This window comes from Synechococcus sp. MVIR-18-1 (genome assembly GCF_014279835.1).
Lineage (GTDB): Bacteria > Cyanobacteriota > Cyanobacteriia > PCC-6307 > Cyanobiaceae > Synechococcus_C.
This window is the reverse complement of sequence record NZ_CP047942.1, coordinates 1,998,451-2,013,363: the sequence shown is the minus strand read 5'-3', so window position 1 is coordinate 2,013,363 and position 14,913 is coordinate 1,998,451. Positions and strand designations below refer to the sequence as shown.

The 14,913-nt window shown below is 55.5% G+C and carries 16 protein-coding genes; 6 read left to right on the top strand and 10 right to left on the bottom strand.

Translation table 11 applies throughout. The annotated features are described in order from the left end of the window. The first annotated feature begins 99 nt into the window (after positions 1–99). On the top strand, positions 100–501 hold the full coding sequence (locus SynMVIR181_RS10890; RefSeq protein WP_186589243.1) for a VOC family protein: 402 nt from the start codon (positions 100–102) through the stop codon (positions 499–501). After that, a complete protein-coding gene (locus SynMVIR181_RS10885) occupies positions 501–2,918 on the top strand; it encodes an endonuclease MutS2 (protein WP_186589242.1) in 2,418 nt (805 codons plus the stop codon). The genes SynMVIR181_RS10890 and SynMVIR181_RS10885 overlap by 1 nt, the downstream gene beginning before the upstream one ends. Positions 2,919–2,934: 16 nt before the next feature. Here the strand turns inward: SynMVIR181_RS10885 and SynMVIR181_RS10880 are convergent, their stop codons facing one another. Further along, the gene (locus SynMVIR181_RS10880) at positions 2,935–4,167 is read right to left on the bottom strand and encodes an ABC transporter ATP-binding protein (RefSeq protein ID WP_186590638.1); all 1,233 of its coding nucleotides are present in this window, start codon (positions 4,165–4,167) and stop codon (positions 2,935–2,937) included. A gap of 60 nt (positions 4,168–4,227) precedes the next feature. Between SynMVIR181_RS10880 and cgtA the strand changes: the two genes are divergently transcribed. Beyond that, complete coding sequence (gene cgtA / locus SynMVIR181_RS10875) at positions 4,228–5,217, top strand: Obg family GTPase CgtA (RefSeq protein ID WP_186523846.1); 990 nt, start codon at positions 4,228–4,230, stop codon at positions 5,215–5,217. Positions 5,218–5,297: 80 nt separating this feature from the next. On the opposite strand, the gene SynMVIR181_RS10870 is transcribed toward cgtA, so the two are convergent. The 4 genes from SynMVIR181_RS10870 to SynMVIR181_RS10855 form a co-directional block, all read right to left on the bottom strand. Beyond that, entirely contained in the window at positions 5,298–5,516 is a 219-nt protein-coding gene (locus tag SynMVIR181_RS10870) for a CP12 domain-containing protein (RefSeq protein ID WP_186523845.1), read from the bottom strand. Between the two features lie 188 nt (positions 5,517–5,704). Then, the gene (locus SynMVIR181_RS10865; protein WP_186589241.1) at positions 5,705–7,624 is read right to left on the bottom strand and encodes an ATP-binding cassette domain-containing protein; all 1,920 of its coding nucleotides are present in this window, start codon (positions 7,622–7,624) and stop codon (positions 5,705–5,707) included. Then, a complete protein-coding gene (locus SynMVIR181_RS10860; protein WP_186589240.1) occupies positions 7,621–8,283 on the bottom strand; it encodes a DUF2301 domain-containing membrane protein in 663 nt (220 codons plus the stop codon). Before SynMVIR181_RS10860 ends, SynMVIR181_RS10865 begins: the two co-directional genes overlap by 4 nt. Then, the gene (locus tag SynMVIR181_RS10855) at positions 8,280–9,272 is read right to left on the bottom strand and encodes a glutathione S-transferase C-terminal domain-containing protein (RefSeq protein WP_186589239.1); all 993 of its coding nucleotides are present in this window, start codon (positions 9,270–9,272) and stop codon (positions 8,280–8,282) included. Before SynMVIR181_RS10855 ends, SynMVIR181_RS10860 begins: the two co-directional genes overlap by 4 nt. A gap of 55 nt (positions 9,273–9,327) precedes the next feature. Here SynMVIR181_RS10855 and SynMVIR181_RS10850 point away from each other — a divergent pair, with 55 nt between their 5' ends. Beyond that, entirely contained in the window at positions 9,328–10,266 is a 939-nt protein-coding gene (locus SynMVIR181_RS10850) for an aspartoacylase (RefSeq protein ID WP_186589238.1), read from the top strand. On the opposite strand, the gene SynMVIR181_RS10845 is transcribed toward SynMVIR181_RS10850, so the two are convergent. The 4 genes from SynMVIR181_RS10845 to SynMVIR181_RS10830 all read right to left on the bottom strand — a co-directional run bounded on the left by SynMVIR181_RS10845 (position 10,255) and on the right by SynMVIR181_RS10830 (position 11,670). After that, complete coding sequence (locus SynMVIR181_RS10845) at positions 10,255–10,623, bottom strand: hypothetical protein (RefSeq protein ID WP_186589237.1); 369 nt, start codon at positions 10,621–10,623, stop codon at positions 10,255–10,257. The genes SynMVIR181_RS10850 and SynMVIR181_RS10845 overlap by 12 nt on opposite strands. Positions 10,624–10,688: 65 nt before the next feature. Further along, positions 10,689–11,057 carry a hypothetical protein gene (locus tag SynMVIR181_RS10840; protein ID WP_186589236.1) on the bottom strand — a complete coding sequence of 123 codons (369 nt, stop codon included), beginning with the start codon at positions 11,055–11,057 and terminating at the stop codon, positions 10,689–10,691. Positions 11,058–11,146: 89 nt separating this feature from the next. Continuing rightward, positions 11,147–11,497, bottom strand: a complete 351-nt coding sequence (locus tag SynMVIR181_RS10835; protein ID WP_186589235.1) for a hypothetical protein — start codon at positions 11,495–11,497, stop codon at positions 11,147–11,149. A gap of 32 nt (positions 11,498–11,529) precedes the next feature. Continuing rightward, complete coding sequence (locus SynMVIR181_RS10830) at positions 11,530–11,670, bottom strand: hypothetical protein (RefSeq protein ID WP_186589234.1); 141 nt, start codon at positions 11,668–11,670, stop codon at positions 11,530–11,532. Positions 11,671–11,901: 231 nt separating this feature from the next. On the opposite strand from SynMVIR181_RS10830, the gene psbA reads away from it, so the two are divergent. After that, positions 11,902–12,981 carry a photosystem II q(b) protein gene (gene psbA, locus SynMVIR181_RS10825; RefSeq protein ID WP_006854385.1) on the top strand — a complete coding sequence of 360 codons (1,080 nt, stop codon included), beginning with the start codon at positions 11,902–11,904 and terminating at the stop codon, positions 12,979–12,981. 147 nt (positions 12,982–13,128) lie between these two features. Further along, on the top strand, positions 13,129–13,650 hold the full coding sequence (locus SynMVIR181_RS10820; RefSeq protein ID WP_255444271.1) for an HIT family protein: 522 nt from the start codon (positions 13,129–13,131) through the stop codon (positions 13,648–13,650). Here the strand turns inward: SynMVIR181_RS10820 and SynMVIR181_RS10815 are convergent. Beyond that, entirely contained in the window at positions 13,647–14,897 is a 1,251-nt protein-coding gene (locus tag SynMVIR181_RS10815; protein WP_186589233.1) for a DUF389 domain-containing protein, read from the bottom strand. The two genes, SynMVIR181_RS10820 and SynMVIR181_RS10815, sit on opposite strands and share 4 nt — an antisense overlap. Positions 14,898–14,913: the final 16 nt, after the last annotated feature.

Sequence of the window (14,913 nt, the reverse complement as noted above, 5' to 3'; positions counted from 1 at the left end):
GCTCAAGAAACGGTCTGGGTCAAGAAACGGTCTGGCTCGTGGAGTCACTCACAGATGGTGATTGACACACCAGAATGATCCTCATCTTTCATCGCATCTATGCCAGCAGTACAGCGCCTTGGCCACGTCGCCATCCGTGTGCAGGATCTGTCACGTGCGATCGCTTTTTACTGTGATCTCGGCATGCGCTTGGTATGGAAGGCGGACGACTGGTGTTACCTCGAGGCGGGAGAGAGTCGAGATGGATTAGCACTCCTGGGCCCCACCTACAAAGCTGCAGGGCCGCATTTTGCCTTTCACTTTCGCGATCGCGCTGAGGTTGATGTGGTCCATGATCACTTGAAAGCGTCTGGGGCCAGCGTTGGGGCGGTGCATGACCACAGAGATGGCACAGCCTCCTTTTACTTACGGGATCCAGACGGGAACTGGCTTGAGATGTTGTATGAACCTCCCGGTGGAATCCCTTCCAACCAGATGGAGGCATCGGCGGGTCTCTCTTAATGACGTCTGAATCCCGCACGACATCAGCTCCTCCTTCGGTTTCGATCCTGGAAGAGACACTGGAGTTGCTGGAGTGGCCACGGTTGTGCCAGCACTTTTCAACATTTGCCAGTACACCACAAGGGCGTCAGCACTGTTTGAAGGGGCAGCTGCCAGCTGACCTCGAAACCACGCTGACCCTTCAAGCAAGGAGTATGGAGCTCGCCAGCCTGGACGGGCTCCTTGATGGCGGATTGAGTTTTCAAGGGGTGTACGACCTCGAGATGGTGGTGCTCCGCTGCTCCAAAGGAGGAGCGGCGTCAGGCGAGGAGTTGTTGTCTGTGGCGCACACACTCGCCGCCGCCCGACGCCTACGCCGTCAGATCGATGACCCTGACTTAAGACCTGACTGTTCAGCTCTGCTAGAGAACGTGGCGACACTTCCTGAGCTCGAACAGCGTTTGAAATTTGCCCTGGAAGAGGGGGGGCGCGTTGCGAACCGAGCGAGTGAATCGTTGGAAGAGTTGCGTCTCCAATGGCAGGTTGCACGCCAGGAACGGCGTGATCGTTTGCAGGCGGTTGTGAGGCGCTGGGCGTCTCTGTTGCAAGACACCGTGATTGCCGAACGCCATGGAAGGCCGGTTTTAGCGGTGAAGGCTGGTGCCGCCTCTCAATGTCCAGGAATGGTTCACGACAGCTCTTCGTCTGGCAACACTGTGTTTGTTGAACCGAAGACTGTGATTGGTCTCGGCAATCGTCTGGCCGCCCTCGATGGCCGAATCAGAGAGGAGGAGCGTCGGGTTCTGGCGGAGCTCAGTGCTGCCGTTGCAGAGCAAATCGATGCGATCGCTCGCTTGATGGCTGTGCTGTTGAAGTTAGATCTGGCCTTGGCGAGGGGGCGTTACGGCCAATGGCTTGGTGCCGTACCACCCCGGCTTGATGCTCAAGCTGATGCTCCATTTCAAATTCTGGAGCTGCGCCATCCCCTATTGGTTTGGCAGCAGCGCAAGGAGGGTGGCGCACCTGTGGTGCCCGTGAGCGTTGAGGTGTCGGAGCAGTTGCGGGTTGTTGCCATTACTGGACCCAATACCGGTGGCAAAACAGTGACGTTGAAGAGCATTGGCTTAGCTGCATTGATGGCCAGAGCCGGCATGTGGATTCCGTGCAACGGCAGTCCCTCACTCCCTTGGTGTGCACAGGTTCTTGCAGATATCGGCGACGAACAGTCGCTTCAGCAGAGTTTGTCCACGTTTAGTGGTCATGTGAAAAGGATCGGAAGCATCCTTCAATCCATCGCTTCTGGACCGTCTCCGGCATTGGTGCTGCTCGATGAGGTGGGCGCTGGTACCGATCCCAGTGAAGGCACAGCCCTGGCGATTGCGTTGCTGCGCAATTTGGCCAATTGCGCCCGACTCACGATTGCCACCACCCACTTTGGGGAGCTCAAAGCACTCAAGTACAGCGATTCACGCTTTGAAAACGCTTCGGTGGCCTTTGATAGCGATTCCCTTTCTCCTACGTATCAGCTGCTTTGGGGGATCCCAGGACGCAGCAATGCGTTGGCGATCGCAACGCGTCTTGGTTTTGACAGCGGCGTGATTGAACAAGCCAGGCAACTGTTGAAGCCAAGTGGGGATGGCGATGTCAACGCTGTGATCCGTGGTTTGGAAGAGCAGCGGCAACGCCAACAGGCCGCGGCGGAAGATGCGGCTGCACTCTTGGCTCGGACTGAATTGCTGCATGAGGAGCTCCTTCAACGCTGGGAGCAGCAACGCAAAAACTCTGCGCAGCAGCAGGAGTTGGGACGGCAGCGTTTGGAGAGTTCGATTCGTGATGGTCAACAAGAGGTGCGTCGTTTGATTCGCAGGTTGCGGGATCAGAAGGCCGATGGTGAAACCGCTCGTCGCGCTGGTCAGCGGCTGCGCAAGCTTGAATCCAACCATCGCTCCGTTCCAGAGCGTCGTCTGCATCCGGAATGGCGCCCCTCTGTGGGCGAGCGCATTCGCCTGCTTGCTCTCGACAAAGCAGCCGAGGTGCTGGAGGTGTCAGACGATGGTCAGCAACTGAGTGTGCGCTGTGGCGTGATGCGCAGCATGGTGGATCTTCAATCGGTGGAAAGCCTGGATGGTCGCCGAGCTGCACCGCCTGAGAAACCTGTGGTGCAAGTGAAAGCGCGGAGAGGAGTCGGCGGCTCCCAGGTGCGTACCGCTCGGAACACGGTGGATGTTCGCGGCCAGAGAGTGCATGAAGCTGAAGCCGCTGTGGAAGAGCTGCTTCGTGGTGCCAATGGTCCGGTTTGGGTGATCCACGGGATCGGGACGGGTCGCCTGAAGCGCGGCTTGCGTCAGTGGCTCGATTCACTCCCGTATGTGGAACGGGTTGGTGATGCTGATCAGGGAGATGGCGGTCCAGGTTGCAGCGTTGTTTGGGTGCGCTGATCGCTGATCGCTGATCTCAGCTCAGTAGGGGTAGTTGAGGCTCATCGCTATCGACGGTCGGGAGCTCTTGTAAAGCAATGGCGTCCCCAGCCTCATCAAATAACCTCCAGCCATCTGGATCGGCTTCTAAGTGAATCGATCCACCAATCGAAACGTTCAGGCTTGGATCGGCTCGCACTTGTACGAGGTGGTCCCCATCCAGCAGGCGGCAGGTGAGCAGTTGCTCGTTCCCTAATACCTCACTGTGACTTACTTCCGCTGGAAGATTTCGGTTGGTTGCTGGTGCAACATGCAGATGCTCAGGACGGATCCCTCCACTTAGCCGTTGGCCTTCGAGGTTCTGAAGTAGGGCCCTGGTGGGCCCCTCCACATTGAGGCGTCGGTCCTTCAGCATCAATGTGGCACCAGGCCCAACATGGACGGGCAGTACGTTCATCGGTGGGCTACCGATGAATTGGGCCACAAACAGATTGGAAGGCCAGCGGTACAACTCCATCGGAGTACCCAATTGCTGCAAGTGTCCCTGGTTAAGCACGGCGATGCGGTGGCCCATGGTCATCGCCTCCACCTGGTCGTGGGTGACGTAGATGGTGGTGGTCCCGAGTTGTCGCTGGAGGTCAACGATCCGGGCGCGAGTGCTCCCGCGTAATTTTGCGTCGAGATTGCTCAGCGGTTCATCCATCAGGAACACCTCTGGCTTGCGGGCCATGGCCCGGCCCAGCGCCACCCGTTGTTTTTGTCCCCCAGAGAGTTCCTTTGGTCGGCGATCGAGGAGCTGATCCAATTCGAGAGATTGCGCCACATCCTGAATGCGCTTCTCGAGCTGTTGCTCTCGATGCGAGGGAATCCTTAGAGCAGCAGGGAGACGGCGTGTGTTGCGATGCAGTTGGTCCTGGAGCTGCTGCAAATTCGTGCGCTGTTGGCTTCTCCTCAGGCCGAAGGCCAAGTTGTCGCGAACGCTCAGATGGGGATAGAGCGCATAGCTTTGAAACACCATCGCCACATTGCGCTTCGCTGGCCTCAGGCCTGATACGGGTTGGTCTCCCACCAGGATTTCTCCAGAGCTGGGGGATTCAAGACCTGCCATCAGTCGCAGAAGTGTGCTTTTGCCGCAGCCAGAGGGACCCACCAGCACCAGAAATTCGCCGTCAGCGATGCTGAGGGAGAGATCACGAATCACCTCAACAGGCTTGCCCCCCCCACGGGACGGATAGTTCTTGCTGAGTGCCTCGAAGCGAACTCCGGCCAAGCTCTTGTCCTCGTACTCTTCGATCCTAGGGTTGGGAATTGGCCCCAACTGAGGCTTGCTGTGCAGTTCATCGACCAAGCGCGCATTTCCGTGCGGGGTGGCCGTGGTGGTGACGGCATCATGGCCTTCCGTCGAGAAAAATATGTTCCAGCTGGAGGGCCTTCTGGTGGTGATGGAGGCCAGGGCGCGGATGTGGTGTTGGAGGCAGATTCCAACCTGCAAACCCTTTTGGATTTCAAATACAAACGGTTGTTCGCAGGAGATGATGGGCGCAGGGGAGGTCCCAACCGCTGCACTGGGGCATCAGGCCCGCCGTTGGTGATCAAGGTTCCATGTGGCACGGAGGTTCGTCATATGAGTACGGGAGTCGTGCTCGGTGACCTCACGACACCAGGAGAACGTCTCACCGTGGCGTTTGGGGGGCGGGGCGGCCTTGGCAATGCCCATTACCTGAGCAATAGAAACCGTGCTCCAGAAAAATTCACTGAGGGCCGTGACGGCGAAGAGTGGCCGTTGCAGCTGGAACTCAAGCTTTTAGCCGAAGTGGGGATTATTGGGCTCCCGAATGCAGGGAAAAGCACCTTGATCAGTGTTTTGTCTGCCGCTCGACCCAAAATTGCCGACTACCCGTTCACAACCTTGATCCCGAATCTTGGTGTGGTGCGCCGCCCGACAGGAGACGGCACCGTGTTTGCTGATATTCCAGGCTTGATTGCTGGTGCAGCCCAGGGCGCGGGCTTGGGCCACGATTTCCTGCGCCATATCGAACGCACCCGACTCCTCATTCACCTTGTGGATGGCGGAGCCGAAGATCCCTTGCTGGATCTCCGCGTTGTTGAAAAGGAACTTGAAGCTTATGGACATGGGCTGGTTGAGCGCCCCAGAATTCTGGTTATTAACAAACAAGAGCTCATTCAGGAAGAGGATCTGGAGGGGATCGTTTCTGCTTTGACCGATGCCAGCGGGCGCACTCCTCTCCTGATCTCGGCAGCGATGAGTCGCGGCTTGACTCAGATGTTGGATCGTGTTTGGAGCGAATTGGGGATCTAGGGCTGGATGCTGGATCGAAGGCGCTGCATAAAAAAACCTGCCTTGAGAGGCAGGTTCATTACCAAGAGGGGCTCGATGGCTCAGTCGTCGTAGACGCGGCACTCGTCGGCGTCTGGGTTTGCATCGCAATACAGCTCGAGTGAGGTGGGATCGTGCTTGTCCTCAGGATTGTGCTCCTTGTATTCCTCAAGAGAATGAAGCTCGTCAGTCAGGTGACGCACCTTTGCTTGGTCGCCTGAAGCGCGAGCTGCTTCAATCTCTGACTGATCTTTCTTGATGTGCTCGTCGATGGATTTCATGGAATCGGCGGCTCTTAAAAGCCAATTGCGATGTAAGTATTTTACGGCTGGTTTCTTCTAGTGCCAATGATTCTGCTGGCGCGATGGTTTCCTTAACAACATGGCGGGCATCTCTCAAGGGGCTGAATCTCTTGTGGGAGGGCATCAGTGAAGAAGGGCGATGCGATCTACATCATGAGTAATAAGGCTTACGGCTCGAGTTCGCTGAGTTCAAGCCAGCGCTCCTCACTGGTATGAATCGAGTCCAGTAAAGCTGCGAGTTCCAAGCTCAGAGAGCTGAGATCTCCGCCACCACTAGCCATGGCCTGTTCCAGCTCCTGTTTTCTCAGCTCCAGGGCGGGGAGGTCGCTGTCAAGGCGCTCCAGCTCCTTCGATTCTTTAAAGCTGCGCCGTTTCGGCTTGTTGTCTGGAATTGAACCCTGTTTCGAAGCTGCTTTTGACGAACGTTGGGTGTTTTCCTGCGCTGCCAGTGCTTCGCTTTGCGCTTTTTCCAGATCACGTCGGTGATCTAGAAATGCGCTGTAGTTCCCTTCAAAACGCTGCAGGCGTCCGTTCTCAAAACAAAAGAGACGGTCAACGGTGCGGTCTAGGAAATAGCGATCGTGGGACACGACCACAACACAGCCACGGAAGTCCTCGAGAAGGTCTTCGAGGACACTCAGGGTCTGGACATCCAAGTCGTTGGTTGGTTCGTCGAGCAGCAAGACATTGGGTGCCTGAATCAACATGCGGCACAGGCTTAAGCGCCGTCTCTCTCCACCAGAAAGTTTGCTGAGGGGGCTGTGTTGTTGTGCTGGTGGGAACAAAAAGCGTTCCAGCAGCTGAGATGCACTGAGTTGCTCATTCCCCAGGTCAATGGTTGACGCCGCTTCCTCGACAAAGTCGATCACTTTGCGCTCTAGTCCTTTTCCATCGCTGAGGACATCGGTGTGTTGGTCGAGATATCCAAGATGAACAGTTTCTCCAATCTGTAGGGACCCGCCAGTTGGCTGACGGCGTCCCGCGATCAGATCAAGCAGGGTTGATTTGCCACTTCCATTGGGGCCAATGATTCCGACACGATCCTCTGGGCTGAAGCTGTAACTGAAGTCTGAGAGCAATAAGGGGCCGTCTTTGCTGCCGTCAGCTGAGACGGAGAGATGCTCCGCCTCGATCGCGACCTTCCCAATACGACGACTCACGCTGGCCATCTCCAGCTGGCTACGACTCTGTTTCGTGGGCGCATTCTGCATCTCATCGATGCGTTGCAGCCGCGCCTTTTGTTTGGTGCTGCGTGCCTTTGGCCCTTGGCGTAACCACGCCAATTCGCGCCGGAGCACGCTTTTGAATTTGGCAGCACCAGCGGCATCGGCGAGATTTTGTTCGGCTTTTCGCTGCAGATAAGCGCTGTAATTGCCGTCAATACTGTGGGCTTCCCCCAGCTCAACTTCCACGATCCTGCGGGTCACGCGATCCAGTACATAGCGGTCATGGGTAACGAGGACGACCGCTCCTGGATAGCGATCCAGCCAGCTTTGCAACCACTCGACAGCTGCGGCATCGAGGTGGTTGGTGGGCTCATCGAGAAGCAGGACATCAGGACAAGCCACAAGGGCCGATGCCAGACCTACCCGTTTGCGATACCCACCGGAAAGAGCCTCCACAGGGCTGTGTAGATCAGTGATCCCAAGCCTTTGCAGGACTTCCTGGCATTGTTGTTCGAGACTCCAAGCCTCGGATTCATCCATTCTTTGGCTCAGGACGCCCAGCTCGGCTAGGAGCACTGCATTGTCCGGATTGTCGGCAACGGCTTCGCTGAGTTCACTGAAACGCAGCAGCAGATCACGTTTCTCTCCGCACCCTGCCAACACCTGTTCCAAGACGGTGAGGCCCGGGTCCACGCTGCTCTCTTGGCCTACCAGCTCGACCCTCAACCGCGACGAGCAGCGTCGTTCTCCTCCCCCAAGAGGCTCCTCGCCTGCAAGCACTTTCAGCAAGGTTGATTTCCCTGACCCATTGGGGCCGATCAGTCCCAGGCGATCACCTTCCCGAATGTGGAGGGTTAGGTCGGCAAACAGCGTGCGGATGCCGAAGTCTTTAGATGCATCGACAAGACTGATCAGGCTCACGCGCTCTTGGCCTTTCGCAGGTCTTCTAGATAAGCAAATACGCTCTTATCGCCAACGTCAGCAGCGGCCTCCATTCCGAATTTGCGTAAGGCAAGAAGCACGAGAAGAGAGGAGCAAATCGCAAGCATGCTGATGGCTACTGGCCCTGGAATCAGGCCACTCAAATGACCGAGGAGTGCTACTGGTAGAAGCAGGGTGAGTCCGATTGCTTCTGGACGTCTGAAGCAAAAGAACTCCTTGAAGCCGATGCCTGCCAGGGATGCAAACAGAGGACCAATCGCCAAGGTCCAAAGACGTTGGCTCTCAAGCGTGTTGAAGATGTTGGATGGACCGGCCTGCATGGCTAAGACCAGCCAGCCGATGCATCCAGCGGCCCAAAACAGTTGAAGGGCTTGATGGAGAGGGCGCAAATAGATGTGAATCCAGCGCAAGGCAAGACCTAGTGATACGGCAAGGGGCAACAGCCATAGGGTCGCTAGCTGGGGGCCTATGAGGATCCATTGTCCGAGTCCGGCACTGAAGCTCAGACCACAGACCAGCAAGCAGATTCGGTAGAGCTGAACCTCTCGCTGATCCTGGAGAGTGATGCAATAGGGGCCATACATCCCCTCAAAGCAGGGTTCTGATTGTTCTGCTCTTGTTTTGCTGTTGGTCGTCATTTCGGTTGTGCCACTCCCGCCCCAATCAGTCTGCTCAGGTCAGGGCTATCTGGAACAATTCCACTTGGGTTGAGCGGAAAGAGTGCCCCGAAATAATCCCGTTTCCACTTTTGACTGTTGCAACTCTCGCTGACTCCAGCAAGCGCAAAAAATCGTTGGCGCCAACCCCAAAGTGCAGGAAACATCCAAAGCGGTCTGGCACTACAGCCAAATAGGGGTGCATAGACCATTTCCCAACGGATCAAGGTGGGAAAAAGACGGACGTCCGCCAATGTGAGTTGCTCGCCGCAGAGCCATGGTCCTTTGGTTTGCAAGCTCTCTTCCACTTGTTCCAAAGCTGAAAACAAGGCTTGGCTGGCTTGATCAAAGGCCCTTTGGTTCCTTGCAAATCCACAGCGATAGACGCCGTCATTGATGGAGGGTTGGATCAACTCCTGCCATGACGCAATGGAAGCTTTCAATTCGCTTGGGGCGAGATTGAGTGCCGTCGCCTCGGCTGGCCATGAACACAGTGCTTCGCTCAGGGGGGTGCTGTCATTCCCCAGCAATCGGGGTTGATCGGATGCGCATGCACCCGGATCAACCAGGACCGGCACCGTGGCCCTGTAGCTGGGTGGTGCTCCGCACAACTTGTAAAGATCAAGGAGGCTGTCGCAGCCAAGCCAGGTCGGCTCCAGTCGCCAACGCCCTTCGTCGTGATCGGCATCGGCCATCAGCAGGTTGATGCTTGCGCTGAGCCCTCTCAGTTGAAACACCAGCCAGACCCGATGGGCCCATGGGCAACTTCGTCCAACGATCAGCTGGGGTTTTGTTGTGCTGTCCCTCGCTTCAAGCTCCCTCTCCCCTAAGACGAGGGTTTGCATCGGCGTGCTGGTTGGTCGCCGATAGTGACCTCCTTGGTCGGCAGGGCCAAGTCCTCCCATCAAGCGGAGCCATTGCCAGCGCCATCCTTGACGAGCGCTGCGCACAATCAGTGGATGGATCGCCATCGTTGTTCCATTTCCACTTATCTTCCATCAGATTGATTGAGGCTGCTGAGAGTTGATGCCAAGCCCTCGAGTGCTTGTGGTGGCTGGAACCCATGGGAATGAGATCAATGCTCCCTGGCTGTTGGAGCAGTGGCAGCAGCAGCCGCAATTGATTCAGACCCATGGATGCGAGGCGCTTGCGGTGATTGGCAATCCCGATGCCTATGCCAAAGGTTGTCGTTACATCGACCGAGATCTCAATCGTTCGTTCCAGCCTGGTCTTCTGCAGCAGGTTGGTTTAGGGCGGATTACATCGTCCAAGGTGGATCTCGAAGTTCAGCGTGCCTTCGACCTGGTGAGCCGTTACGGCCCTGAAGGCATCGAGGCCTGTGGGTTTGTGATCGATCTCCACAGCACCACGTCTTCGATGGGAAGCTCATTGGTGGTCTATGGCCGTAGGCCTGCTGATTTGGCCTTGGCGGCGCTTGTTCAGGGACGTCTTGGCTTACCGGTTTATCTCCATGAAGCCGATCAGGCTCAGCAAGGATTTTTGGTGGAGAGCTGGCCCTGTGGCCTGGTGATTGAAGTGGGGCCCGTCCCTCAGATGGTGCGTCATCACAAAATCCTGACGCAAACTCGCCTGGCTCTCGAGGCCGTCTTTGAGGGCTGCTCAGATGTGCTGGCTGGCCGAGCCCGCTACCCCAGGCAATTGGTGGTTCATCGCCATCTGGGGAGTCTTGACCTACCGCGTTCTTCATCGTGTTCACCCGACGCCTTCGTTCACCCTCAGCGTCAGGGTTCGGACTGGCAGCCCATGCGTCACGGCGATCCGCTCTTTCAAAAGGCTGATGGCAGCTGCGTTGCCTATGAGGGGGCCGATGGACATGTCCCCCTTTTTATCAACGAAGCGGCTTATGCAGAGAAGGCCATTGCGTTAAGTCTCACGCTTAGAGAGAGCTGGCCCCTGTCTTTTGAATGGACAGAGGCACTTCAAGCGCAGCTATCAGCGGGGTGATCCGTTGTAGAGGACCTCATTCACAGTTCGCCCATCTGGAGCAATCTGGATCTCTGTCTCAGTGGTGGGTGAGCTGCCATCTTCAGGCCAGCCTGGGGCTCCACCAAGAAATTGAAAGGTGTATCCGTTGGCGTCCTGATTGACAAGGCAATCCCCGCCTCCAGCACTGGTCTGAAACATGCATGGCTGAGGGCGATAAGCCGTAAGGCCACCATTTTCGGCAACAGCAGTGTTGCGAGCCAAGTTGATCGCTCTCACTTGCGACGCCGGGATGGTGCCTTGAGCGAGGGCTGGTGTTGCGCCTATCACGCTTGCACCAGTGATCACGGCCATGGCCGAAAGGGTACGGAGATTCATGCAGAACCAGGTAGTGCCATCACATCGGAATCACGGCGGTCTGATCTGTCAACTGGATCTTGCACTTAACGGATCGTTCCGTTGTAAGAAACCTCCAGGATTCGGTCGCCATCCCTGGAGACAAGCACTGACGTCTCGATGGTTGGTTCGGGTGGGGTTTGCTGTTGCCAACCTGGCGCTCCACCTCGAAACCGAAACAGGAAGCCGCTTTCGCTCACGGACTCGAGACAGGATCCAGCTCCGGTTTCGTACATGCAGCTTGCTGCTCTGTATTGACCTAACCCCCCATTCAGCGACTCTGCGCGCATGCGCGCGAGATTGGCTGCCTTTGGTTGCGCCAATGGTATTGGTCTGGAACCCTGTGCTGTTGCAGCATTTGGAGCCAATAGCCCAATGCTGCTGATGAGCGCCAACACCGTTTTGAACTGATTCATGGCGTAATTTTGACGCGATGCATCACTTCTTCAACGGTCAAAGAGCGTTGCATGTATTGGTAGTTGTGACTGGATTTCCAGGGATAGCTCTACCCACAGGCCCAAGTGTTTTGTTCTTTGGTGCAGGGGAGGTCACTGCGCGTGCCGTCAGCCCAGTAGATCCTCAACCTGTCATCAGAAGTTCCTGTCCTCATCGTGATGGAACTAACAGGTCCGGTAGGAACCTTGCTGCTGGTGTCTGAAGGCGTTGGGAGCTGTTCTCCGACTTGGCGTTCGAGCTGCTCGATGCGTTGTTCCAAGCGATTGATCGTTTCGCTCTGTGTTTTGTTGACGGGCATTGTTTTTGACCCGCAGGCGCTGAGAGCCATTGCCGCAGAACTGGCTATCGCAACAGTGATGACCCCTCTTTGAAAGCGGGATGCCTTGGAGCTGATGGTCATTGTTCCTGTTGCGATGAAACCGGTTTGGATGGCTAAAAGGCGTTGCCTAGTCGTTCGCTCCAGTACACAACCGCTCCTTGAGCTTCAAGCTCATTCCTTCTATGTCGGGCCATGGCGACAGGAACGGTTTCCTCCGTGCGCCGACCAGCCTGGTGCCATCGAATCAAAACCACGCGACTGTCCTAAGGGAGTCCGTTCAAATCTTAAGCCTTTCTGAAGCTGCTCTTCTGGCATTGCTCATGTGCGGACGCTAACAACTGCATCTGCTGCAACGCCCGGCAGCGGGCTTAAGGATTACCGCATGAATAAGTGGTTACAAACCGCAAACTTGCTTTACAATGCATTCGGCAGGGCGTCCTGCCCTTCCGTAACCGTCTCCTTGCGAGACCTTCTTTTCCGTATTCATGACTACCACCATCCAGCAGCGCTCCGGCGCTAACGGCTGGCAGCAGTTCTGTGAGTGGGTCACCTCCACCAACAACCGTCTTTATGTCGGTTGGTTCGGTGTGTTGATGATCCCCACACTGCTTGCCGCTACCACTTGCTTCATCGTTGCTTTTATCGCCGCTCCTCCGGTTGATATCGACGGCATCCGCGAGCCTGTTGCAGGTTCACTGATGTATGGCAACAACATCATCTCTGGTGCTGTTGTTCCTTCCAGCAACGCCATTGGCTTGCACTTCTACCCAATCTGGGAAGCTGCCTCACTCGACGAGTGGCTCTACAACGGCGGTCCTTTCCAACTGGTTGTCTTCCACTTCCTGATCGGCATCTACGCCTATATGGGACGTGAGTGGGAACTTTCCTACCGCTTGGGCATGCGCCCTTGGATCTGTGTTGCATACAGCGCACCTGTTGCTGCTGCATCTGCAGTGTTCCTGGTCTACCCCTTCGGTCAGGGTTCTTTCTCTGACGCCATGCCTTTGGGCATCTCTGGAACCTTCAACTACATGTTGGTCTTCCAGGCTGAGCACAACATCCTGATGCACCCCTTCCACATGCTTGGAGTGGCTGGTGTCTTCGGTGGTTCACTGTTCTCCGCCATGCACGGTTCATTGGTGACCTCATCCTTGGTTCGTGAAACAACCGAGACCGAGTCCCAGAACTACGGCTATAAGTTCGGCCAAGAAGAAGAGACGTACAACATCGTGGCTGCTCACGGCTACTTCGGTCGCCTGATCTTCCAATACGCCTCGTTCAACAACAGCCGTAGCCTTCACTTCTTCCTTGCAGCCTGGCCTGTGGTCGGCATCTGGTTCACCGCCCTTGGCGTGTCAACCATGGCCTTCAACTTGAACGGCTTCAACTTCAACCAGTCAATCCTTGATGGTCAGGGCCGCGTCCTGAACACCTGGGCCGACGTTCTTAACAGAGCTGGACTTGGTATGGAAGTGATGCACGAGCGCAACGCTCATAACTTCCCCCTCGACCTGGCAGCTGCTGAGTCCACACCTGTGGCACTTCAAGCACCTGCAATCGGTTGATCTGGAACCCCTTCAAAGTTCAGATCAACTGAACTAGAAAGCCCCCTCCTCACAGAGGGGGCTTTTTTGTGCCTTGGTGAGGCTTTGATCCCAACCATGATGACTAGCCTTCGATCAGGATCATGGAGCGACCACAATCATTAACCGATGGCAATCAATCCAGACACGCCTATTTCTGTTGATTTGATTGAGCGTTCAGAACACTGTGGGATTTGTGAGATTCATTCCGATATAGAACATCTGCGCGAACTCGAAATTTGGCGCAGTCGGCATTGGTTGTTGCGTCACCATCCGCATCCTTCTCCATTGCTTGGTTGGTGTTTGCTCGATGCTCGTCGCCATCTCGCTGGCGCAGTCGATTTTTTGGGCGATGAAGCGGCTGAATGGGGAACAGTTGTTCAGCAAGCGTCCAAGTTCGTTCAAAAGGTGAGTGGTTGCGACCGGGTGTATTTGATTGCCTTTGGGGAGGGCGCTCGACATCTGCACTTGCATCTGATCCCTAGGTTTCAGGAGGATCAGCGCAGTGCGGCATGGAGTGTGGCTGATCTCTATCGCGATGTAGAAAATGGTCGAGAGCTGCCTGCTCAGTTTAAATCTGTTGAAAAATTTCTAGCAGCTGCTCGCCTTCAATCTCAAAAGGGTTTTATGAATTCATCCAATAGAAATTAGTCTAAGGTTTTGCCTGTAGGTTGAATGTCAAGAGACAACTCTTCTTCTGCCTTGATCTCTTCAAGCTCAGATGTTGAGTTGGGGCTGTTTTTGTTGTCATTCATCAACGGTTGCATGTTGTCAAGGAAGGGCATGTTGTCAATTTTTGGTACTTCCTTGAAGGTTCTAGCGCCATCAATGGGTTCTGTTTCATTAAATGGTTGGGTGTTTGAATCGATGAGTTTTTTGGAGATTGGAGTTTGAGTGTTGGGCTTTTCTTTGGGACCGACAATGTCAATAGCTGTCCGTTGAACGACAAGTCGAAATCGAAGCCCTTGTCTTTTATTGATTTCTTCTTGAACGGCGGAAACTTGTTTGAAGGTTGGACGTTCTGGATCTGCAACACGCACCATCACTTGGACGACCGGTGGATTTTGCTCCCAGTCAATATCAACTCTCTCGACGTCAACTTTCTCTTTGTCTCCAAAAGTCAAGGTTTGCTGCGTTAGAAATTGTTCAATGGTTTTTTCCACTGAATCGCGTGTGCTCTCTTGTCTTGCCTGGCTAAGAAGATTGATAAAACTAGTCCCTAGGGGAATCAGCAATAAACCGGTGAGCGCAAAGCTTGCGGCTCCTAAATGGCTTCGCTTGAGTTCCTGGCGAAAGTAGGAGTCCCTGCAGGCCATGAGGACCAATCCCCCGGTCAAAATGCCAAGAAGGTTGGTGGCAAACAGGAGGCCGGCTCCCAAAGCGTCTTCCCAATACGCATGGGACAGGAGAAGGCCCATCACGCAGACCGGTGGTACAAGAGCAACGGCAATGGCAGTTCCTGCCAGTGAGCTCACGGCATCACTGCGAAGCTTGGCGTAAGTGGCCAGTCCGCCGGCCACAAGAGCGATCCCTAAATCAAGAAGGTTTGGCGATGTCCGCGCTGCGACTTCCGAGCCGAATTGAGGCAACCCTGCCAGCTTTCCCAACACAATGGATAGGAAAGTGGTAGCGCATACGCCCACGAATAATGTCCGCAAGGAACGGGTGAGCAGGGGGATGTCACCAAAAAGCACGGCAAAAGCGGCGGCTCTTAGCGGCATGATCCATGGAGCCACGACCATCGCCCCGATCACGACGGCGGGGCTGTTGGCGAGTAACCCCAGAGTTGCGATGAGCCCTGCACCGATACTCAGCACGATGAACACTTCATCGAGTGCGGCATCGTTCCCAAAGCTGCGTTTCATGCGATCGAGCTTGCTGGGTTCGATGCTGGCCATGAACTCTGGTTTAGAT